Origin of the sequence: Herbaspirillum robiniae, assembly GCF_002213415.1 — a bacterium.
GTDB lineage: Bacteria > Pseudomonadota > Gammaproteobacteria > Burkholderiales > Burkholderiaceae_D > Herbaspirillum > Herbaspirillum robiniae.
Genome location: NZ_NJGU01000016.1, coordinates 1 through 20,814 on the forward strand (window position 1 = coordinate 1; position 20,814 = coordinate 20,814).

At 67.4% G+C, this 20,814-nt stretch carries 18 protein-coding genes; 10 read left to right on the forward strand and 8 right to left on the reverse strand.

The window, feature by feature from the left end; translation table 11 throughout:
- From CEJ42_RS25100 to CEJ42_RS22390, 3 genes are all read left to right on the forward strand, one after another.
- Positions 1-244, forward strand: a 244-nt coding sequence (locus CEJ42_RS25100) for a hypothetical protein (protein WP_207760473.1), incomplete at its 5' end; no start/stop codon positions are given.
- A gap of 1,391 nt (positions 245-1,635) precedes the next feature.
- A complete protein-coding gene (locus CEJ42_RS22385) occupies positions 1,636-3,705 on the forward strand; it encodes an FUSC family protein (protein ID WP_243397929.1) in 2,070 nt (689 codons plus the stop codon).
- Between the two features lie 89 nt (positions 3,706-3,794).
- Positions 3,795-4,922 carry a mechanosensitive ion channel family protein gene (locus CEJ42_RS22390; RefSeq protein ID WP_088752604.1) on the forward strand — a complete coding sequence of 376 codons (1,128 nt, stop codon included), beginning with the start codon at positions 3,795-3,797 and terminating at the stop codon, positions 4,920-4,922.
- Positions 4,923-5,145: 223 nt separating this feature from the next.
- On the opposite strand, the gene CEJ42_RS22395 is transcribed toward CEJ42_RS22390, so the two are convergent.
- A complete protein-coding gene (locus tag CEJ42_RS22395) occupies positions 5,146-5,544 on the reverse strand; it encodes a DUF4148 domain-containing protein (RefSeq protein ID WP_088752605.1) in 399 nt (132 codons plus the stop codon).
- A 484-nt stretch (positions 5,545-6,028) separates the two neighbouring features.
- Here CEJ42_RS22395 and CEJ42_RS22400 point away from each other — a divergent pair, with 484 nt between their 5' ends.
- Entirely contained in the window at positions 6,029-6,769 is a 741-nt protein-coding gene (locus CEJ42_RS22400; RefSeq protein WP_079217366.1) for a glutamine amidotransferase, read from the forward strand.
- Between the two features lie 33 nt (positions 6,770-6,802).
- Here CEJ42_RS22400 and CEJ42_RS22405 read toward each other — a convergent pair whose 3' ends face one another.
- Positions 6,803-8,428: a methyl-accepting chemotaxis protein gene (locus CEJ42_RS22405; RefSeq protein ID WP_088752606.1), complete on the reverse strand. Its 1,626-nt coding sequence runs from the start codon at positions 8,426-8,428 to the stop codon at positions 6,803-6,805.
- A 302-nt stretch (positions 8,429-8,730) separates the two neighbouring features.
- A complete protein-coding gene (locus CEJ42_RS22410) occupies positions 8,731-9,663 on the reverse strand; it encodes a LysR family transcriptional regulator (protein WP_088752607.1) in 933 nt (310 codons plus the stop codon).
- 166 nt (positions 9,664-9,829) lie between these two features.
- On the opposite strand from CEJ42_RS22410, the gene CEJ42_RS22415 reads away from it, so the two are divergent.
- The gene (locus CEJ42_RS22415) at positions 9,830-10,849 is read left to right on the forward strand and encodes a zinc-dependent alcohol dehydrogenase family protein (RefSeq protein WP_088752608.1); all 1,020 of its coding nucleotides are present in this window, start codon (positions 9,830-9,832) and stop codon (positions 10,847-10,849) included.
- Here the strand turns inward: CEJ42_RS22415 and CEJ42_RS22420 are convergent, their stop codons facing one another.
- Together CEJ42_RS22420 and CEJ42_RS22425 are read right to left on the reverse strand one after the other, a co-directional pair.
- The gene (locus tag CEJ42_RS22420) at positions 10,850-11,821 is read right to left on the reverse strand and encodes an NAD(P)-dependent oxidoreductase (RefSeq protein WP_088752609.1); all 972 of its coding nucleotides are present in this window, start codon (positions 11,819-11,821) and stop codon (positions 10,850-10,852) included. It lies immediately after the preceding gene.
- A 1-nt stretch (position 11,822) separates the two neighbouring features.
- Complete coding sequence (locus CEJ42_RS22425) at positions 11,823-13,136, reverse strand: Zn-dependent hydrolase (RefSeq protein ID WP_088752610.1); 1,314 nt, start codon at positions 13,134-13,136, stop codon at positions 11,823-11,825.
- A gap of 454 nt (positions 13,137-13,590) precedes the next feature.
- On the opposite strand from CEJ42_RS22425, the gene CEJ42_RS22430 reads away from it, so the two are divergent.
- Complete coding sequence (locus CEJ42_RS22430) at positions 13,591-13,899, forward strand: hypothetical protein (RefSeq protein WP_079219245.1); 309 nt, start codon at positions 13,591-13,593, stop codon at positions 13,897-13,899.
- A 93-nt stretch (positions 13,900-13,992) separates the two neighbouring features.
- On the opposite strand, the gene CEJ42_RS22435 is transcribed toward CEJ42_RS22430, so the two are convergent.
- Positions 13,993-15,267 (reverse strand): MFS transporter, encoded by a 1,275-nt coding sequence (locus CEJ42_RS22435; protein WP_088752611.1) that lies wholly within the window; start codon positions 15,265-15,267, stop codon positions 13,993-13,995.
- Positions 15,268-15,403: 136 nt separating this feature from the next.
- Between CEJ42_RS22435 and CEJ42_RS22440 the strand changes: the two genes are divergently transcribed.
- Positions 15,404-16,309: a LysR family transcriptional regulator gene (locus CEJ42_RS22440; protein ID WP_088752612.1), complete on the forward strand. Its 906-nt coding sequence runs from the start codon at positions 15,404-15,406 to the stop codon at positions 16,307-16,309.
- A 52-nt stretch (positions 16,310-16,361) separates the two neighbouring features.
- On the opposite strand, the gene CEJ42_RS22445 is transcribed toward CEJ42_RS22440, so the two are convergent.
- Together CEJ42_RS22445 and CEJ42_RS22450 are read right to left on the reverse strand one after the other, a co-directional pair.
- Positions 16,362-16,841 (reverse strand): hypothetical protein, encoded by a 480-nt coding sequence (locus CEJ42_RS22445; protein ID WP_237772385.1) that lies wholly within the window; start codon positions 16,839-16,841, stop codon positions 16,362-16,364.
- Positions 16,842-17,118: 277 nt separating this feature from the next.
- Positions 17,119-18,075 (reverse strand): LysR family transcriptional regulator, encoded by a 957-nt coding sequence (locus tag CEJ42_RS22450; protein ID WP_088752613.1) that lies wholly within the window; start codon positions 18,073-18,075, stop codon positions 17,119-17,121.
- Between the two features lie 204 nt (positions 18,076-18,279).
- On the opposite strand from CEJ42_RS22450, the gene CEJ42_RS22455 reads away from it, so the two are divergent.
- The 3 genes from CEJ42_RS22455 to CEJ42_RS22465 are packed head-to-tail and all read left to right on the forward strand — an operon-like array spanning position 18,280 to position 20,635.
- The gene (locus CEJ42_RS22455) at positions 18,280-18,525 is read left to right on the forward strand and encodes a FeoA family protein (RefSeq protein WP_079217356.1); all 246 of its coding nucleotides are present in this window, start codon (positions 18,280-18,282) and stop codon (positions 18,523-18,525) included.
- Complete coding sequence (gene feoB, locus CEJ42_RS22460) at positions 18,522-20,354, forward strand: ferrous iron transporter B (protein WP_088752614.1); 1,833 nt, start codon at positions 18,522-18,524, stop codon at positions 20,352-20,354. The genes CEJ42_RS22455 and feoB overlap by 4 nt, the downstream gene beginning before the upstream one ends.
- Entirely contained in the window at positions 20,351-20,635 is a 285-nt protein-coding gene (locus CEJ42_RS22465; RefSeq protein ID WP_088752615.1) for a DUF6587 family protein, read from the forward strand. Before feoB ends, CEJ42_RS22465 begins: the two co-directional genes overlap by 4 nt.
- Positions 20,636-20,814: the final 179 nt, after the last annotated feature.

The window sequence follows — 20,814 nt, forward strand, 5'->3', positions numbered from 1 at the left end:
CATCTCCGGCATCTCCGGCATCTCCGGCATCTCCGACATCTCCAACACCTCCAACACCTCCAACACCTCCAACACCTCCAACACCTCCAACACCTCCAACACCTCCAACACCTCCAACATCTCCAACATCTCCAACATCTCCAACATCTCCAACATCTCCGTCATCTCCGTCATCTCCGTCATCCCGGCGAACGCCGGGATCCAGTGTCGTTCGTCGCGCCTCCGAGAACTTCGTTCGGACTGAGTAGCCGCTTTGCGGCGTATCGAAGTCAGCGTGCATACGGTTGTTTGACGCTCGGGTAGTCTGGTCTTGCTGCGTGCAGATGTACTGGCTCTGGTTCTATCTTTCTTCGGTCAGGAGGGAGCGCCGGGAGCGGCCCGGCAGCCGCTCACTTTTCTTGCTCCGCCAAGAAAAGTAAGCAAAAGAAGGCGGCCGCTACCGCCCAGCCCCTTCGGGGTCCCCGCTGAACCGTGCGGAAAAATGGGAAAGGAGGCAAGTCGCTACGCTCCGGCCTCCTTTCTGATCCATTTTTCCGCACGGTTCAGCGGCTGGGCAGAAGCGGACTTCCGATTCGGCTCGCCTGCGGCTTTGCCTTGTGTCCGGCTCGCCTTCGGCCTCGCGGTGCTTGCTGCTCGCTGCTCACCTGCGGCATCGATTTCGTGGCTCGCTATCCAATGTAATCCGTCATCCCGGCGCAGGCCGGGATCCAGCGTCGTTCGCGGCATCATCTCCATAGTTCGTTTTACGAAGCCGCCATCGCCGTCCCTCACACATCTCACACAATCGACGAGCAGAAGATTGCGAACACCCCTCCCCATCCCGATGCCGAAGGCGAGGCGGTTAAGTCTTCCCCTTGGGGGCCAGCCGGCGGGGCGCGGGGGAAAATGGATCAGAAAGGAGGCCGGAGCGCAGCGACTTGCCTCCTTTCCCATTTTTCTCCGCGCTCTGTCGGGTACCCCTCCGCAGGAGGGGCTGGACCTTAGGGGCCGCCTTCTTTTGCTTACTTTTCTTGGCGGAGCAAGAAAAGTGAGCGGCTGCCGGGCCGCCCCCGGCGCTCCGTTTCGACCGAAGAAAGATAGATATAGAGCCAGTACATCGGCATGCAGCAAGACCAGACTACCCAAACGAAAACAACCGCATACACGCTGACTTCGATACGCCGCACAAGCGGCTACTCAGCCAGAACAGGGTTCAAAGAAGCACAACGAACGACACTGGATCCCGGCCTTCGCCGGGATGACGGCGATGAAAGGAGCCAAGCGTGTATTGCGTAAGCACGTAAACAAGTAAGCGAATTGGCAAGCAGGCAGGCAGAAAACGGTGACGACGTGGAGCAGTAGTTCAAAACCCCAAATCAAACACCAACCAGCGCAAAGACAAAAGATCAAAACATTCAAAAATGGAATACAACATAAGAACTTAAGTCATACAGCGACTTGACTCCCCTTCCTATACTCCCCCTGCCGACACCCGCCACGTCCGCCGGCCGCGGCGGCGGAACCGGAATGACGCCGCCGCGGGGATAAACCGTGCGGGTGCCGGCACCCTTCTTCTGCGCACCCTGTCCACCCGCCCATAGCATGCCGCCGCCGCTATCGACCACCGGTCGTTCCGCTCTCCGTTTCCCATTTTCCTTGCGTCGTCTGCGCCTGTTGACCGAGCGCTGGCGCGCCCGTTTCCCGCTGCGCAACGCCAGCCTGTCGGAGGGCCTGCGCGCCGCCTGCGGGGCCAGCGCCATGCTGCTCCTGGGCGAGTGGCTGGGCAATCCGCTGTTCTCGTGGGCGGCCATCGGCGCCTTCCTGACCTGCCTGGCCGACAGCGCCGGTTCCAACCGCGCGCGGCTGGCTTCGATGGGGGGCTTCGCGCTGGCGTCCACGCTGGGCGGGATGCTGGCCGCGAGCGCCGCGGGGCTGGGCGTGGAGGCGGGTTTGCTGGCCATCATGGCCTGCGCCGGCGCGGCCGGATTTTCGCGCATCTATGGCGCCGCGGCCGGGCTGGTGCTGATGCTGGCGGCGGGCGTGTCGGCCATCATGGCCGATGCGCCGGTGGTGCTGTGGCCGTTTGCACACAGCCATGTGCTGGTCTATTTCGCGGGTTGCCTGTGGGCCATGCTGCTGGGGCTGACGGTGTGGCGCATCCATCCCTTCGCGCCGGCGCGCCAGGCGGTGGCGCGCGTCTACGGCACGCTGGCCGAGCTGGCGGCGGTGGCCGCGGACGGGCATGAGGGCGACGATGCGGCCCAGCTGGCGCATGCGGCCGAACTGGCGGCGCATACGCGTCGCCACGCCCGCTTCGACATCGCCGCCGCGCGCCGCGCCCTGGATGCGGTGGCGGCCGAGCGCACCGAGTCGCGCCGGCTCTACGAAAACCTGCTGGTGCGCCTGGCGCGCGCCGGCGATCTGCTCGACTGCATCACGGTGCTGGCCGACCTGCGGCTGACGCACTACCAGCAACACCAGGCGCGCCGCCGCACCACGCGCGTGCTGCAATCCATGTCGCAGCTGCTGCAAGGCATGCAGCGTGCCATGGCCAAAGGCGAGGACATCGCCGCGGCCGACGACGCCCGCATCATGCTGCGCCTGCGCCAGCTGGTGGCGCGCCTGCCCAGCGGCGCCGGCCGCGTGCTGCAGCTGGTGGAGGCGCCGCTGGCCGCCGGCGGCGACGCCGACGCCGACAATCCGGCCGGGCTCAAGCTGGCCGCCCGCGAAGCGCTGGCGCGGCCGCGCGGCATGCCGGCCCTGCTCCACCGGCTGCGCATGCTGTGGCGCAAGGGCGCGCTGCACGCCAACGCCGGCTCGGCCGAACTGCATCACGCCTGGCGCTGCGCCGCCGCCGCCGGCGTCACCTACCTCATCGTGCATCTGCTGGAACTGCCCTTCGGTTACTGGGCCACCATGGCGACCATGCTGGTGATGCAACCCACCATCGCCGACAGCTGGTCGCGCAGCATGGAGCGCGCCGTCGGCAGCGTGGTCGGCGGCGCGCTGGCCATCGCGCTGTGCCTGGTGGTGCATTCGCCGCTGGCGCTGGCGGTGCTGGTGTTTCCGCTGACGGTGCTGACCATGGCGCTGCGGCCGGTCAGCTATGGCTTGTACGCCACCTTCCTGACGCCGGTGTTCGTGCTGGTGGCCGATGTCGCCACCGAACCCGCGCAGCAGCTGACCAATGCCGCGCTGCGTGCCGGCAACAACGTCATCGGCGCGGCGGTGGCGGTGGCCGCCAGTTATCTGTTCTGGCCGCGCCGCCAGCCGGCCGACGTCGGCGCGCAGTTGCTGCGCATGGTGCGGCTCAACCTCGCCTACCTGGCCGACGCGATCGGCGGCGAGCAGGCGCCGGCCGATGCCGCGCGCATGCATGCGCACCGGCGCGACGCCTGCGTGGCCAATGTCGAGGCGGGGTTGCTGCTGCAGAGATCGATGCGCGAGCGCAGCTTGAACGAGCGCCAGGCCGGCGCCGGGCGTACCGCCGTGGCGCTGTCGCGTCGCCTTGCCGCCGACGCCAGCCACCTGTGGGCGCATCCGCAGCCGGCCGCGCCGCAACTGGGCGAATGGATCGCGGGCATCGACGCCGCGCTGGCGGCGACCGACGCGCTCGCGCTGCGCGAACTGTTGCGCCAGCGCCCCGCGCCGATGCAGCTGGCCCAGGCCGATGCGGTGGAAACGCTGTGCCTGCTGGCCGCCGCCGTGATGCCCGCAGGCAAATAAGCGGAAACAAAATCCCCCTTCCCGGTTCGAACGCGGAAACGCCTTGCATCCACCACGATGCAACCGCGACAACCTATGGAAGGGAAGCGATGACTCTGGACCTGGATTTTCTCTACAACATGAACGAGGGACCGTTGCGTTCCGGCCTCATCGTGCTGGGCGTGGCGCTGTTGTCGGTGGTGCTGGCCATCGTGATCCACCGCGCCGGCACGGCGCTGATACGTCGTCTCGCGCGCGGCCATCCGTTCACCATCACCGCCACCGAAGTGGCCTACAACTCCGGGCGCACCTGCCTGATCCTGTTCCTGCTGCGCCTGGTGCTGACCGGCGCGCCCGACAACACGCCCGGACTGACCTCGATCTCCTACCTTACCTCGGTGGCGCTGATCCTGGCGCTGACCTGGTTCCTGATGCGCTGCGTGAAGTCGGTCAGCGTGGCCGTGGTCAAGCTCAATCCCTACGATGTGGCCGACAACCTGAGGGCGCGCCGCATCCTGACCCAGACCCGGGTGCTGTCGCGCAGCGCCTATTTCATCATCGCGCTGCTGGGCCTGTCCTTCGTGCTGCTCACTTTGCCGGGCGCGCGCCAGTTCGGCGCCAGCCTGCTGGCTTCGGCGGGCGTGGCCGGCATCGTCGCCGGTATCGCCGCCAAGCCGGTGCTGGGCAATTTCTTCGCCGGCCTGCAGATTGCGTTCTCGCAACCCATCCGCATCGACGATGTGCTGATCGTCAAGGGCGAGTGGGGGCGCGTGGAAGAGATCACCGGCACCTTCGTGGTAGTGAAGATCTGGGACGAGCGGCGCATGATCGTGCCCTTGCAGTGGTTCATCGAAAACCCCTTCGAGAACTGGACCCATACCTCGGCCACCATCCTGGGCACGGTGTTTCTGTGGCTGGATTATGCGGTGCCGGCCAGGGAAGTGCGCGCCGAGTTCGAGCGCGTCTGCAAGACCTTGCCGCTATGGGACAAGCGCGTGTGCGTGATGCATGTGACGGACGCCGACCAGCGCTGCATGCAGGTGCGGCTCTTGGTGTCGGCGGTCGACTCCGGCAGCGCCTTCGACCTGCGCTGCCAGATCCGCGAGCACATGATTTCCTTCATCGCGACGAATTATCCCCAGGCCTTGCCGCGCCTGCGCGCCGAAGTCACGCCGCGCAACGATCCCGATGCGCTGGAGCGCATCGTCGACGGTTCGCCCAGGGAGAGCCTGGGCTGACGGCGCGGAAAAGGGAAGGACAAAAACGCAAGGACAAAAAGGTAGGCGGGCCACACTACCGGCGACCGAGGGGAGAGACTGTCGCTTTCATGGGGCCCGCCTGGGGAGAGCTTGGCGCGCCGGGATCTCCGGCGCCCTGTCGGCAAGCGGCGCTGGTGGCGCCGGTGCCGGGTACTGCGTGAACTGCGTTGCTACCGATGCATCGCGGCCGTGCCGCCGATGATTACAGCGCGTTGCTGTTGCTGACGGCCTGGCCTTGCGAACGGGCTTGTTGCAGCTCGTCCTTCACTTGCTGGCGGGTCAGGGTCGACTGGAAAGGCTTGTCGGCCGGATATTGGTCGGTGACCAGGATTTCGCCGTTGGCGCGGGCTTCCTTGAGCTCGGCGACCACGTCGGCGCGGGTCTTGGTCGATGTCACGGCCTTGTCGGCGGGATAGCGGTCGGTGACGAGGATCTCGCCGCTGGCGCGGGCTTGTTGCAGTTCCGCGATCACTTCAGCGCGCGACTTGGTCGACACGATCTGGGTTTCGGCGGGATACGGTGCTTCAGCCATGGCGGCGCCGACGGCGGTGGTCAACAGAAGGCCTGCAAACAGGTTCTTGGCAATGTTCTTGGTGTTCATGATCGTTTCCTTGTGAGAGATAGGATGTGCGATTCAGCCCGGCCCGACACTTGTGGATCAGTCGCTTTTCGCTTTCATCGTGAAACCAAGTTTAGGGATCGCGAGCGCCAAGAAAAAGGCTCAAAACCGGAATACATAATTCCCAATTCCAGAACAATCAGTTTTTTCGTACAGCATGGATGGGATCCGCCATGTTGTCGCATGTGGTGGCTGGGGCGTTCAATTTCAATGGTTAGAATCTAGAATCGGCCGAAAAGCCTTGTAAATAAAGGATGTTGCAAAATAGGAAACGCGACATTTCTTGTACTGGGTGAAAGATTTTTGAGATGACGCAATGCGGAAACTATCGCCCTGATACAGAATTTCAATGAACTTGTTCAATGGATTTGAGCAAGTTCCTCAGGTGTTCGTTGTATACGTTAAGATATAGCGAAAACACCACCCTCGCCCTTCGCGCATCCCTACTCCACAGGCCGCCACCATCATGAAAACCGCCCTCGCCCTCCGCCACGTCGCCTTCGAAGACCTGGGCCAGCTCGCGCCGCTGCTCAAGAAGAGCGGCTACCAGGTCAGCTACTTCGATGTCGGGGTCGACTCCTTCGCCAACATCTCGCCGCTGGACGCGGACCTGGTCATCGTGCTGGGCGGCCCGATCGCGGTCTACGACACCGCCGAATACCCCTACCTGCGCGCCGAGATCGCCTGGCTGCGCGCGCGCCTGCTGGAGGATTTGCCGACGCTGGGGATTTGCCTGGGCGCGCAGCTGATGGCCGCGGCGCTGCATGCGCGCGTCTATCCCGGCACGTCCGGCAAGGAGATCGGCTGGAGCCCGCTGAGTCCGGCCGAGCATACGGACGAGCTGCCCTGGTTCAGCCAGCTGGTCGGGCAGGATACGCGGGTGCTGCACTGGCACGGCGACACCTTCGACCTGCCGGAGGGGGCGCGCCACCTGGCGTCGTCCGCGCTGTATCCGAACCAGGCCTTCGCCTGGGGCGAGAACTGCCTGGCGCTGCAGTTCCATCCGGAATTCGACGTGCGCATGGTGGAGCGCTGGCTGATCGGCCACGCGCACGAGATCGCGCATACGCGCAACATCAGCCTGGCCAGCCTGCGCGCCGACGCCGAGCAATACGGCCGCTCTTTCGAGGCCGCCTCTCAGCATTTCTGGCAGGGCTGGCTGCGCAGCCTGAACGGGGAACGGGAAGGATTGCGGCGCACCGCCTGAGGTTACCCAGGCCGCGCGCCGCGCAGGAAGGGATCAGGCGGAAGGCGTCAACTGCAGCGGCTGCGGGGTGATGTCGCGTTCGCGGCGCGTGCCGCCGGCCTCGACCAGCTGCGAACCCAGGCTGAACTTGCGGCCGGCCTCGGCCAGCTTCTGCGCCTGGCCGCGCAGCATGTCGGAGGTGGCCGTGGCCTGCTCCACCAGCGCCGCGTTCTGCTGGGTGGCGTCGTCGATCTCGGTGACGGCGCGGCTGATCTGCTCGATGCCCGAACTCTGTTCGCGGCTGGCCACCGAGATCTCGCCCATGATGTCGGTCACGCGCTTGATGCTCTCGACCACGTCGCCCATGGTGGCGCCGGCTTCGTTGACCAGCTTGCTGCCGGCGTCGACCTTGCCCACCGAGTCGTCGATCAGCTGCTTGATCTCCTTGGCCGCCGCCGCCGAGCGTTGCGCCAGCGAACGCACCTCCGAGGCCACCACCGCGAAGCCGCGGCCCTGCTCGCCCGCACGCGCCGCTTCCACGGCGGCGTTCAACGCCAGGATGTTGGTCTGGAAGGCGATGCCGTCGATCACGCTGATGATGTCCACGATCTTGTTGGACGAGTGGTTGATCTCGTTCATCGTCTGCACCACCTGCGACACCACCCCGCTGCCCTTCTTGGCCACGTCGGAGGCATCCATCGCCAGCTGGTTGGCCTGCTGGGCGTTCTCGGCGTTCTGCTTGACGGTGGAGGTCAGCTCCTCGATCGAGGCCGCGGTCTCTTCCAGCGAACCGGCCTGCTGCTCGGTGCGCGAGGAGAGGTCGAAATTGCCGGAGGCGATCTCGCCGGCGGCGGTAGTGATCGACTCGGTGCCGACCTGCACTTCGCTGACGATGGCGCGCAGCGAATCGTTCATCTCCCGCAATGCGCCCATCAGTTCGGCGATCTCGTCACGGCCCTTCTGCTCGATGCGCGCCGACAGGTCGCCGGCGGCCACCATCCTGGCCACGTCCAGCGCCCGCTTCAGCGGCGTGGTGATGCTGCGCGAGATGATCACCACCGCCACCGCGCCGATGGCCACCAGCAGGATGCCCAGCACGATCATCAGCTGGATGCTGCGCTGGCTGCTGGCGTCGATGTCGGTGGCCAGCTTGTCGATGGCCTTGCGCTGCATGGCCAGCAGGTTGTTTACCTGCGCGCCGTAGGCTTTGGCCGCCGGGTCGAAGACCTCGACATAGGCCTTCTCCGAAGCGGCGGCGTCGCCGCTCTTGCGCGTGTTCATTACCAGCTCCTTGGCGGCCTGGTACTTCTTGCGCGCTTCGATGATGACGGCCATCAGCGCCTTCTCTTCATCCGAGGACAGCAGCGGCTCGATCTTCTTGATGATCGCGCTGCCGCTCTTGACGCTCTGCTCGATGTCGTCCTTGAAGGTGTTGGACAGCTCGCCGTCGCTGCTGCGCGCGATCATCGAGGTGCGCACCACCGCCGAATAGGTCAGCACGAACCAGTCAGCCACCAGCCTCTCCTTGGCCAGCGGCACCTCCATCATCTGCCGCGTGGCATCAGCGTTGCGCCGGGCGTCGTACAGCGCCATCGACGTGGACAGGACGGCCAGCACCAGAACGAGGGCGAAGCCGAAGGTCAGGCGGTTGGAGATCCGCATGTTGGAAAGGATGTTCATGATGTGTGCGAGTGAAAATGGCTTGCGCCGCGGGCCTCAGGATTATTCTTGTTGATTGTTATTGGACGTCGCCGGCTCTGCCGTGGGGACCGGGTTGCGGTGGCTGTACGGCAGCGGATGCAAATTCAGATTACTGGCTTTTGCAGGCGGAGTGAATAGGGATAAACCGCGTATCGGAAGAAACAGGCGAAAGAGGCGCAATTGCCGCAAGGCATGTGGCGATGCTGCCATGCATCAAAGCACCGTCTTGCGCTCTGCGCCGCCGCCGCGCGAGGAATGCCCGATTCCTCACACACATCTTCTCAACAGCCGGGACCCGCGTTCTCCATCACGCCCACGCCCAGCAGCGGCGGCAATTCCTTCGCCAGTTCGTCGATCACCGTGCGCAGGCGATGCGGCATGTGGCGCATCGGCGTCCAGGCCAGGTGCATGTCGATGGCGACATAGGATTCTTCTTCCATCACCTTCACCAGCCGTCCGGACTTCACATGCGCCGCGATCAGCCAGCACGGCAGGCGCGCGAGCCCGGCGCCGGCCACCGCGGCGGCGGCGATGGCCTCGAGATCGTCAAAGCGCAGCCGGCTGAGCACCGGCGCTTCGCGCAGCCGCCCTTGCGGGTCGCGCAGCTGCCAGCCGTCGTCGCGCGCGCCGCGGCCATACAGAATGGCGTGATGGCGGGCGAGATCGTCCAGGCGTTGCGGCCGCCCGTGCTGCGCAAGATAGGCCGGCGCGGCGCATAGCATCAGCGTCTGCACGCCCAGCTTGCGCGCGGCCAGGCCGCCGCTGTCGTGCATGTCGCCGCTGCGCAGCACCAGGTCCACGCCCTCGTCGACCAGGTCGACGCGGCGGTCGCTGAAGGATGCGGCGATCTCCAGCTGCGGATGGCGGCGCGCCAGCTCCACCAGCAGCGGCGCCACGCAGATGCGGCCGAACAATACCGGCATGCTGAGCTTCACGCGGCCGCTGGGTTCGCGCTTGCCGTCGCCGAGCAGCGCCTCGCCGCTCTCCAGCTCCGCCAGCGCGCGCAGGCAGCGTTCGTAGTAGGCCTGGCCTTCGTCGGTCAGGCTCTGGCTGCGCGTGGTGCGATGAAACAGCCTGACTCCCAACCGCTCTTCCAGTCGCGCGATGCCCTTGCCCACCGCCGAACGCGACAGGTGCATGCGCTCGGCCGCGCGCGCGAAGCTGCCGGCCTCCACCGCCTGCACGAAAACCGAGATGCCGTTGAAGCTGTCCATGCCTGCCCTTCCCTGTAGTGACGATCTTGGCTGGGCGGATTGTCGCGCCATGTCGCCGTGTCGATTGGAGAATCTGATTCTACAGCGCGGCGAAAAAGCACCGCCACCGGCGCCCTGTATTCCTTTATAGACTGGCCTCCCCTTCATCCCTACAAGGAGTCCGTCGATGGAAAAGCACATGCGACGCTGGCGTATCGAGCAGTTCGGCAAACAGAACCTGCGCCTGGAAACCGTCCCCGTTCCCACGCCGGGGCGTGGCGAGATCCTGGTCCGGGTGGCGGCGGTGGCGCTGAACTACCGCGACAAGATGAACATCGACAACGGCAGCGGCGGCGCACAGGTGGCGCCGCCCTTCACGCCCGCCTCCGACATGGCCGGCGAGGTAGTGGCGCTGGGCGAAGATGCGCGACGCTTCGCCGTCGGCGCGCGGGTGATGTCGACCTTCTGGGGCGGCTGGCTCGACGGTGAATGGCCGTCGCACGCCGTGGCGCTGGGCGCGCCCGGGCCGGGCATGCTGTCGGAGTACGTGCTGCTGCCCGAAGACTGGGCCGTCGCCGCCCCCGCCGCGCTGTCGGACGCGCAGGCCAGCACCCTGCCCTGCGCCGGCGTTACCGCGTGGTCGGCGCTGGTGGAGCACGGCCGCCTGCATGCCGGGCAGACGGTGGTGCTGCAGGGCACCGGCGGCGTGTCGCTGTTCGGATTGCAGCTGGCGGCGGCGCATGGCGCGCAGGCCATCGTCATCTCGGGCGACGACGCCAAGCTGGAGCGCGCGCAGGCGCTGGGCGCGGCCCACCTGATCAACCGCCGCCGGACGCCGCGCTGGGACGAGGCGGTGCGCGAGATGACCGGCGGGCGCGGCGCCGATCATGTGCTGGAGATGGTGGGAGGAGACAACTTCCGGCTGTCGCTGCAGGCGCTCAGGCAAGGCGGCCGGGTGTCGGTGATCGGCCTGCTGGGCGACGCCGAGATCCACGCGAGCAGCGTGCCGCTGTTCCTCGGCCGCCCGACCATCCAGGGCATAGGCGTGGGCCACCGGCGCGCGCTGGAAGAGCTCGCGCGCGCCGCCGGTCATGCCGGGCTGGCGCCGGTGATCGAGCGCGAGTACGGCTTCGGCGACCTGCCCCAGGCCATCGATCACCTGGAGCGCGGTCCCTTCGGCAAGCTGGTGCTCAGGCTGGATCGCTGATCAGGCGACGGCGCGGCGCCGTGTCCATACCTCGGGACGCAGCATGTGTTCGGGCATGCGCCCGGCCAGCGCGTCGATCACCTGTTGCGCGCAGCGGCGCGCGGTGGCCTCCAGCGCCTCCTGCGAGGAACCCGCCACATGCGGCGTCAGCACCACGTTGGGCAGCGCGGCGATGGCGGCGTCCGGCGCCAGCGGTTCGCGCTCGAACACATCCAGCCCGGCGCCGGCCAGCCTGCCGGCGGCCAGCGCCTCGACCAGCGCGGCTTCGTCGATCAGCCCGCCGCGCGAGGTGTTGACCACGATGGCGCCCGGCTTCATCAGCGCCAGGTGGGCGGCGTCCAGCGTATGGCGCGTATCGGCGCGCAGCGGGCGATGCAGCGACACCACGTCGGCCTCGGCCAGCAGCTGCGCCAGCGTGGGCACGGCGCGCGCGCCGCCCTGCGCGATCGCGGCCGGATCGGCGCTGGGCGACCATACCAGCACGCGCATGCCCAGGCCGCGCGCGGCCATCTCTCCCAGCAGCCTGCCGGTGCGGCCGTAGCCGACGATGCCCAGCGTCTTGCCGTACAGCGAAACCATGCGCCCTTCGTACTTGAAGCGCCAGTTGCCGCGCCGCGTGGCGGCGTCGGCGGCCACCACGTTGTGGGCCGCGGCCAGCATCAGGGTGAAGGCATGCTCGGCCACCGCCAGCACATTGGCGTCGGGCAGGTAGGTGACCGGGATGCCCAGCGCGTGCGCGCGCTCCACGGCGATCTTGTCGGTGCCGGTGCCGTGGTTGGCGATCACCGCCAGGCGCGGCGCGCTGTCGACTTCCTGTTCGGAGAGGCCGTCGCGCACGATGGCGGCGTCGGCGCGTTGCAGTTCCGCGGCCAGCAACGCCGCGTCCGGCGCCATGCAGACCTCGATGCCGGCTGCGCGCAGCAGTTCGGGGCCCACCGGATGGATGGGCTGGGGAATCACGCACAGCGTCACGTCAGCCCTCCATCAGTCCGGCGCGCGCGGCCATCACCTGCGACAGCGCGCGCGTGCCGGCGGCGAAGTCGTCCAGTTCCATCGCTTCATCGGGATTGTGGCTGCCGTTGCCGTTGCGGATGAACAGCATCGCCGTCGCAATCCCCTGGTTGGCGAACAGCGCCGAGTCGTGCCCTGCCCCGCTGGGCAGGCGCCGATGCGACAGCTGCAACCGCTGCGCCGCCGTCTGCAGTTCGTCCTGCAGTGCCGCGTCCATCTGCGCCGGCTGGCTGCCGGTGCGTTCGCCCAGTTCGAAGCGCACGCCGTGCTTGCCTTCGGCCGCCGCCACCGCGTCCAGCAGGTGGCGCTCCATGCGCTGCAGGCTGTCGGTGCTGCGCGAGCGGATGTCCACGCCGAAGCTGGCCAGGCCCGAGACCTTGCTGATGTCGGCCTGCTGGGCATCGGTATAGACCTGGCCGAAGGTCAGCGTCAGTTCGTGCCCTTCCGCTTCCATCTGCGCCCAGTCCTGCTGCAGGCGCGCGATCACCTCGGCCAGCGCCGCCACGGCGTCGCGGCGGTGGCTGCGCGGGGTCGCGCCGGAGTGAGCGTATTCGCCCAGCACGCGCGCATGGCGATAGCGCAGGCTGCCGCAGATGCCGGTGACCACGCCGACCTGTTCGCCGGCCTCCACCAGCACCGGGCCCTGCTCGATGTGCAGCTCGAGGAAGCAGGCGATGCGCGCGGCTTCGAGGTGGGCTTCGCCGGCGGCGATGCCGGGCGGGCGGCCGCCGCATTCGGCGAGGTGCTCGCGCAGGCTGCGGCGCGTGTCCAGGCGCAGGATGTCCAGCGCGGCGGCGTCCAGCAGGCCGAAGGCCGATTTGCTGCCGATGTACGACACCGGGAACCAGGCGCTCTCTTCCGCGCGCACGCCCATGACGGTGACGTCGCAGCGCGGGCGGCGGCCGGCGGCGACCCAGCCTGCCAGCACCGCCAGCCCCGCCACCACGCCGGCGGCGCCGTCGTAGTTGCCGCCGCGCGGCACCGAGTCGAGATGGGAGCCGGTCATCATGGCCGGCGCATCGCGGTCGCTGCCGGGCAGCGTCATGTACAGGTTGAGCGCGGCGTCGGTGGCGACCTCCAGGCCCAGGCGGCGCGCGGTCTGCGCCATCAGTTCGTGCGCGCGCTGTTCGCCGGCGCCGTAGGTGTCGCGCGTGATGCCGTGTGCGCTGCCGTTGAGTTCGTCGCTGTCGCGGCGCAGCTGTTCGAACAGCTGCCGCGCCAGTTGCATGTCGGGTTCGGCCGTGACGGGTGTGGCGGCCGTGGTCTTGGTATCCATGTCTGCTTCCGATGTGATTGCGGTGTGGCTGGGTGGCGAAGGGACGACGCTGCGGGCATTCTGCCCCAAAACGGCAAGCCTGCCCGCCGCAGGTGCGGCGTGCGCATGTCTCTGTGCCCGGACGGGGTTCGGCGGATGGGCCGCGAGGCGGCGCGGTGGCAGGGCCGGCGGCGGATGGCGCGCGGCGTGTCGTGTTTTCGCAGTCTTGCTGCAAGCAATACTCATGCCGCAGGGAAAGGCGGCACCGTTTCTCACAAGGCGGGGTTGGCGCTGTCCGACAGACGGCGCGCACATGTTTCTTCGCGGCTTCGAAAAGGCGCGTTTTGCGTCATCGGCGAAGCTGAAAATCAGGGCTTGTCCGACATAGCCGGCGCGCGTGGCTGCCTATAGTGGTCGAACGGATTTTCCGGTTATTCATTTGACGCCTAGGAGGTAAAACATGAACGCACATAAGATGAAAGCACGTCATATCCTGATTCCGTCCCTGCTGCTGGCCCTGGCCGGCGGCGCCATGGCGCAGACCACCGCACCGGCCGCGGCAACCGCCGGCGTGCCGTCGAACGACCCGTTCGTGCAGAAGCGCCAGGCCGACGCCGACGCCAAGGCCGAATACAAGGCTCAAAAGAAGGCCGCCAAGGCCGACTACAAGGCCGACAAGAAGGCCGCGTCCAAGCAGCTCAAGCAGGAGCGCAAGGACTCCACCGCCGAACGCAACGAGCAGCTGGCCACATCGCCGGCCACCAAGTCGGACAAGACGCCTTAAGGATATCAGCCACGATTGGCGCATAGCCAGCGCCCACAAAAAAGCCGGATCGCATCCGGCTTTTTTGTCGTCCATCGCCGGCCGCTGCGCGGCCTAGGTTCGTCCGTGTCGCCACAACCTGCGCGCCAGCCATCCTGCCGCCAGCACTTGCAGCAGCATGAACCCCGCCACCGCGTTCCATCCCGAATGCTCCCAGAACCAGCCGCCCACCGAGCCCAGGATGCTGCCGCCCAGGTAGTAGGCCAGCAGGTAGAGCGAGGCGGCGTGGCCGCGGCCGGTGGCGGCCATGCGGCCGACCCAGCTGCTGGCCGCCGAGTGCGTGGTGAAGAAGCCGATGGTCAGCAGCACGATGCCCAGGATCACCAGCGGCAGCCACGGCGTGCAGGTCAGGAACAGGCCCGCGCACGAGATCGCGATGCCGGCCGCCACCAGCGGCGCGCGGCCGAAGCGGTCGGCCAGCGCGCCGGCCCAGGAGGAGGCGACGATGCCGAAGATGTAGGCACTGAAGATCAGGGCAGTGGCCGTGGCCGAGAGCGAGAAGGGCGCGCCCATCAGGCGAAAGCCGGCATAGTTGTACGAGGTGGCGAAGATGCCCATGGCCAGCGCGCCGATGCAGAACACCAGCGGCAGGCGGCCGTGCGCGAGATGGCCTTTCCACAGCGAGAAATGATCGCGCAGCTTCATCGCGCCGTTGCGCATGAAGTTGCGCGACGTCGGCAGCAGCAGCACGAAGGCCACGGCCAGCGCCAGGTCGAGCACGCCGATGGCCAGCATGGCGCTGCGCCAGCCGAAGGACTCGGCCATCATGCTCATCGCCACCCGTCCCATCATGCCGCCGAAGGCGTTGCCGCTGACGTACAGCCCCATCGAAAAGCCCAGGCCGGCCTGGTCGATTTCTTCCGACAGGTAGGCCATCGCCACCGCCGGCACGCCGCCCAGCGCGAAGCCTTCCAGCGCGCGCGCCGCCAGGATCAGGTGCCAGGTCGGCGCCACCGCCGCCAGCAGGTTGCAGCAGGCGGCCACGGCCATCGAGGCGAACATCAGTTCCTTGCGGCCGTAGCGTTCCGAGACGATGCCGGCCAGCGCGATCGACAGCGCCAGCAGGGCGGTCGACAGCGACAGCGCCAGCGAGGCGCCGGCCGCGCCGACGTTGAATTCGCGGGCGAACTCGGGCAGCAGCGGCTGCACGCAATACAGCAGCGAGAAGGTGGCGAAGCCGGAGCAGAACAGCGCCAGCGTGATGCGGCGATAGGCGGCCGAGCCGCGCACCGCGCCCTGCGCGGGTTTGGCTTGGACGCTGGAAGAGGGCGGGCGTTGCGCCGGCGCGCCGGACTTGGCGGGCTTGGCGGATTCGGAGATGGACTGCATGGCGGATTCCTGGCCGGCGCGCGCAGCCGTGAGGGCCGGGCGCCTTGTCGTTTCAGATGAACGCCAGTCTGGAAGAATTCGGCTATATTGTCCAATATATGGCACTGCCTGTATCCATCTACAAAACAGATATCACATGGAACTCCGACACCTGCGCTACTTCCTGGCCGTGGCCGAGCAACTGAGCTTCACCCGCGCCGCCGAGAAGGTCGGTATCGGCCAGCCGCCGCTGTCGATGCAGATCAAGGCGCTGGAGGAGGAGGTCGGCGCGCCGCTGTTCTTGCGCACCTCGCACGGGGTGGAATTGTCGGAGGTGGGGCGGGTGTTCCTGCCGCACGCGCAAAAGGCCGTGGCCGGCGCCGAGCAGGCGCTGCGCGCGGCGCAGCAGGCGGCCAGCGGCGAGGTCGGCCTGCTGCGCATGGGCTTCACGTCTTCCGCGGTGTTCCATCCGCTGGTGTCGCATTCGCTGCAGCAGTTCCGCGAGCGCCATCCGCGGCTGGAGATCTCGCTCAGCGAGGGCATCACCGAACAGCTGCTGGCCGACATCGCCGGCTCCCAGCTCGACGCCGCCTTCGTGCGCATCGCCACCACGCCGTCCGAGGAGCTGGGCGTGGTCGAGCTGCCGGCGGAGAAACTGAAGGTGGCGCTGCCGCGCACGCATCCGCTGGCGCGGCGCAAATCCTTGCGGCTGGACGACCTGGCGCAGGAAAAATTCATCATGGTCCCGCGCGGCAAGGGTTCGGCGCTGTACGACGAGATCTTCAGCGCCTGCCAGGCGGCCGGCTTCGATCCGCAGGTGATCCAGCTGGCGCCGCAGCTGACCTCGGCCATCAACCTGGTGGCGGCGGGCCTGGGCATTTCCATCGTGCCCGAAGCCATCGAGCAGGTGCAGCTGGCGCAGGTGCGCTATATCGAGATCCGCGAACCGGCGCCGCGCGCGCAGCTGTCGCTGGCCTATCACCGGCAGTCGATTGCGGCGTCGCGCTTCGCCGGGCACCTGCAGCGTTCGCTGCGGCGCGCGGGGGCGGCGGAAAAGGAGTGAGGCGGGCGTGAGCGCCGGCGGGGCAGGGCGGCATCGCCACCCGTCGCCGGGTTCAGCGGGTCTTGAACTGGTCCAGCACCGAGTTGGCCTGCTGCAGGAAGGCGGTCGGGTATTCCTCCACCAGCTTCTCCAGCGAAGGGATCATCCGCTCCAGCGCGATGGTCAGCGCGATGTCGCTGATCTCTTCGCCCCACAGCACTTTCTGCACGAAGGCGGCGGGGCCGATCTCGGAGATCAGGCGCATGCTCATCTGGCGTTCGATGGTGTCGGTGCGGGGGCCGAAGACTTCCTCGAAGATGTGCACGATGGCTTCCTCGAGCTTGCGGCGGAACTGTTCGACGTCGTCGATCAGCTGCTGCGGGTCGGCCGGCGCGGGCATCTGGCCGCGCTCGATCAGGTCGCGCGCTTCCTCGGCCATGCGGCTCAGTTCCTGGACGTGCAGCGTCAGCGCGCTGATCTCGTCGATCAGCGTGCGCAGGCGCAGTTGTTGCGGCATCTCGGATTCGGCGGAACCCGATGGACTTGGATTCATATTCTTCTTGTGCTCAGGCGACCGACCGGGCAAGGCCCGCGCAGCCTGGTTGAATCAATCGTGCCGAGGAGACCGTTCCCTCACGGCTTCTTCGCCACCCCTGGGAAACGGCCATCCGATCCGGTGTCCCGGAAGGCGACGGCGACTTCCCGACCCTTGGTAATAATTTCCGTGTGGAAATGATGCGAAGTATAGTGCGGTGCAAAAATTTACGCATGAAAATTTTGGTCGATTCAGCGCAGAAGCGACAAAGATGACGTCTATTATTGCCTGATTATTAAAAGAATGGCGCTGCGTTACGTTTTTTTTCGTGGCCGCCGGCGGCCAGTTCCTCGATCTGGAACATGTCCGAAAATTCGCAGCATTCCTGCGCCAGCATCAGGATCGAGGAGATGAAGCTGCTCCTGCGCTCGCTGCGGTAGAGCGCGACGTAGGGCACGTCGGGCAGCTTGGGGGTGGTCTCCACGATTTCCAGCGTGCCGCCCTCGATCAGCGGGCGCAGCGGCTTGTAGGGCAGGTAGCTCACGCCCATGCCCGAGACGGTCAGGCCGATCAGCGCCACCACGCTGCTGCAGGAGAGCGAGTGGCTGGGGAAGATCGACTGCGACTTGATCCAGCGGTCATAGATGATGCCGGTGCCGGACTTGTTGCCCTGGGTCAGGATGGTGTGGGAGGCCAGCTCGTGCATGCGCAGCGGCCGCCGGCGCTCGCCGATCAGGCCCGGGCGCGCCAGCCATACGCTGCGCACGGCGGCCAGCGGCAGCGCCGACAGTCCCGGCTCGGCGAAGGCGTCGGGCACGATGATGGCGTCCATCTCGTCGTTGAGGAGCTTGTCGCGCAGGTTCACGCTCAGGTCCACGTCCGGCTCGATCACCACCCGCGGATAGTGCTGGTGGATGCGGCGCACCAGGCGCGGCAGCCAGGTCATCGCCGTCAGTTCGGTCACGCCGATGCGCAGGCGGCGCTCGATCACCTCGGGTTTGCTGAACTGCTCGATGGCGATGTCGCGCTGCTCCAGCAGGCGCCGCGCGATCAGCAGCATTTCCTCGCCTTTTTCGGTCAGGCGCGCCTGGCGCTGCTCGCGGTCGAACAGCGGCGTGTCGAAACTGGTCTCCAGTTCCTTGATGCGCTTGGAGACCGCGGACTGCGTGGTGTTGAGCTTGCGCGCCGCCGGCGCGAAGCCGCCGAGGGTGGCGATCCAGTAGAGGGCTTCGAGTTGCTTGAACGAGAACATGGGCTTTCCTGGTGGGCCGCCCCGGGGCGCGGCCGATGGCGCATTGTAGAGCAAGCCCCGGCGGCGCCCCGCGGATGCTGCGTCATATTGCCGCACAAGCGCCTGGGCGCGGCGGCGAACGGGGCGCGCAGGCGGGCGGCCTTATATAATGAGAATGCTTATCGATTCTGCTTGCCCAATTCTCCTCCCCATTATTTCCAAGCCATGCGATTGACCGAATTAGCCAGGGGCGTTTCCGCCATCGTCGACCACGTTGCAGACATCCATGCCGCTGACGCGGTCGCGGGCCGCCTGCGCGACCTCGGATTCGTCAACGGCGAACCGGTGCGCATCGTCGCCGCCGCGCCCTGGGGCGGCGATCCCATCCTGGTGCAGATCGGCTCCACGCGCTTCGCCTTGCGCCGCGCCGAAGCCGACCGCGTGCGCCTGCGCGCCGGGGAGGCCCAATGAGCGGCGCACTCAACATCGCCCTGGTGGGCAATCCCAACTGCGGCAAGACGGCGCTGTTCAACCAGCTGACCGGCGCGCGCCAGAAGGTGGCCAACTACGCCGGCGTCACCGTGGAGCGCAAATCCGGCAGTTTCACCGCGCCGTCGGGACGCGCCATTCGCGTGGTCGACCTGCCGGGCGCTTACAGCCTGCAGTCGGTCAGCCCCGACGAGCGCGTCACGCAAGCGGTGCTGGAGGGGCGCTATCCGGGCGAGGCCGTGCCCGACCTGATCGTGTGCGTGGCCGACGCCACCAACCTGCGGCTGCACCTGCGCTTCGTGCTGGAGGTGCGCCGCATCGGCCGTCCCATGGTGCTGGCGTTGAACATGATGGACGCGGCCGCGCGGCGCGACATCACCATCGATGTGCCGGCGCTGGCGCAGCGCCTGGGCATGCCGGTGATCGAGACCGTCGCCGTCCGCCGCGGCGGCGCGCAGGCGCTGGTGGCGGCGATCGACTCGGCCGCGCCGCCGGCCACTGTTGCGGCTGCGGCCGCGCGCGCGTCAGACGACCTGCACGCCGAGGTGCGCGCGATCCTGGCCGACACCGTGCAGATGCCCGCGCCCACCGACCGCCGCGACGACGCGATCGATCGCGTCGCGCTGCATCCGGTGCTGGGCGTGGCGCTGCTGGCGCTGGTGATGTTCCTGGTGTTCCAGGCGGTGTACGCGATCGGCAAGCCGATGACCGACGCCATCGCCGACGGCTTCGGCGCCCTGGCCGGCATGGCCGGCGAGTGGTTGCCCGAGGGTCCGCTGCGCGGGCTGGTGTCGGACGGGCTGCTGTCGGGCCTGGGCACGGTGCTGGGCTTCCTGCCGCAGATCCTGGTGCTGTTCTTCTTCATCCTGGTGCTGGAGGAGTCCGGCTACCTGCCGCGCGCGGCCTTCCTGCTGGACAAGCTGATGGTGTCGGTGGGCCTGTCCGGGCGCTCCTTCATTCCGCTGCTCTCCAGTTTCGCCTGCGCCATTCCCGGCATCATGGGCACGCGCAGCATCACCGATCCGCGCGACCGCCTGGCCACCATTCTGGTCGCGCCGCTGATGACCTGCTCGGCGCGCCTGCCGGTGTATGCGCTGCTGATCGGCGCCTTCATTCCGCACCGCGAGGTGCTGGGCATCTTCAACCTGCAGGGCGTGGCGCTGTTCTGCCTGTACGTGGCCGGCATCGCCGCGGCGATGTTCGTGGCCTGGATCGCCAAGCGCATCCGCCGCAGCCAGCAGGAACGCGCGCTGCTCATGGAGTTGCCCGCCTATCGCCTGCCCAAGTGGCGCGACGTCGGCATCGGCCTGTGGGAGCGCGGCAGCATCTTCCTCAAGCGCCTGACCGGCGTGATGCTGGCGCTGACCGTGCTGATGTGGGCCATCTGCACCTTCCCCGCGCCGCCGGCCGGCGCCACCGAAGCGGCCATCGACTACTCGCTGGCCGGCACCATCGGCCACACGCTGCAATACCTGTTCGCGCCGCTGGGCTTCAACTGGCAGATCAGCCTCTCGCTGATCCCGGCCTTCGCCGCGCGCGAGACCGCGGTGGCCACGCTGGCCACGGTCTACGCGGTGGGCGGCGACGAGGGGGCGGCGCTGCAGCAGGCGCTGGCCACGCATATCTCGCTGGCCAGCGCGCTGTCGCTGATGGTGTGGTTCGCCTTCGCGCCGCAGTGCATGTCGACCCTGGCCATCATCCGCCGCGAGACGCAGTCCTGGCGCATGGTGGCGCTGTCCTTCGGCTACATGTTCGTGCTGGCTTACGCGGCTTCCTTCATGACCTATCGCATCGCGGGGTGGCTGGCATGAGCGCGCTCTGGTGGCAATACGCGGTGGTCGGCGCGCTGGTCGCGGCCAGTCTGTTCTACATGTTGCGCAAGCTGGCGCCCGCCGCCGCCTGGCGCTGGCAGGCGCGCTTTGCGACATGGCTGCTGCGCCGCCGCTCCCCACGCTGGCAAGCGCTCGGTCGCCGGCTGCTGCCCGCGCGCGCGGGCGGCGGTTGCGGCGGCGGCGCCTGCGACGGTTGCGGTGACAGCGGCGACGCCATGCCGCCGCTGGAGCAGAAGGTCACGTTTCACCGGCGCCGCTGAAGCGCGTTTCCGGCCCCGGTCCCGGGGCCGGATCTTCTTCCCGTTCCTCCCCTCTCAACCCCTTTTTGCGCAGCTCGCGGGAACGCCGTCCCGCGCGGCGGGAGCGCGTGCGCGCGGCAAAGCCATGCCGATATCGATCCGATAATTCATTCTTAAAAGCGATGCTTATTGATAATTAA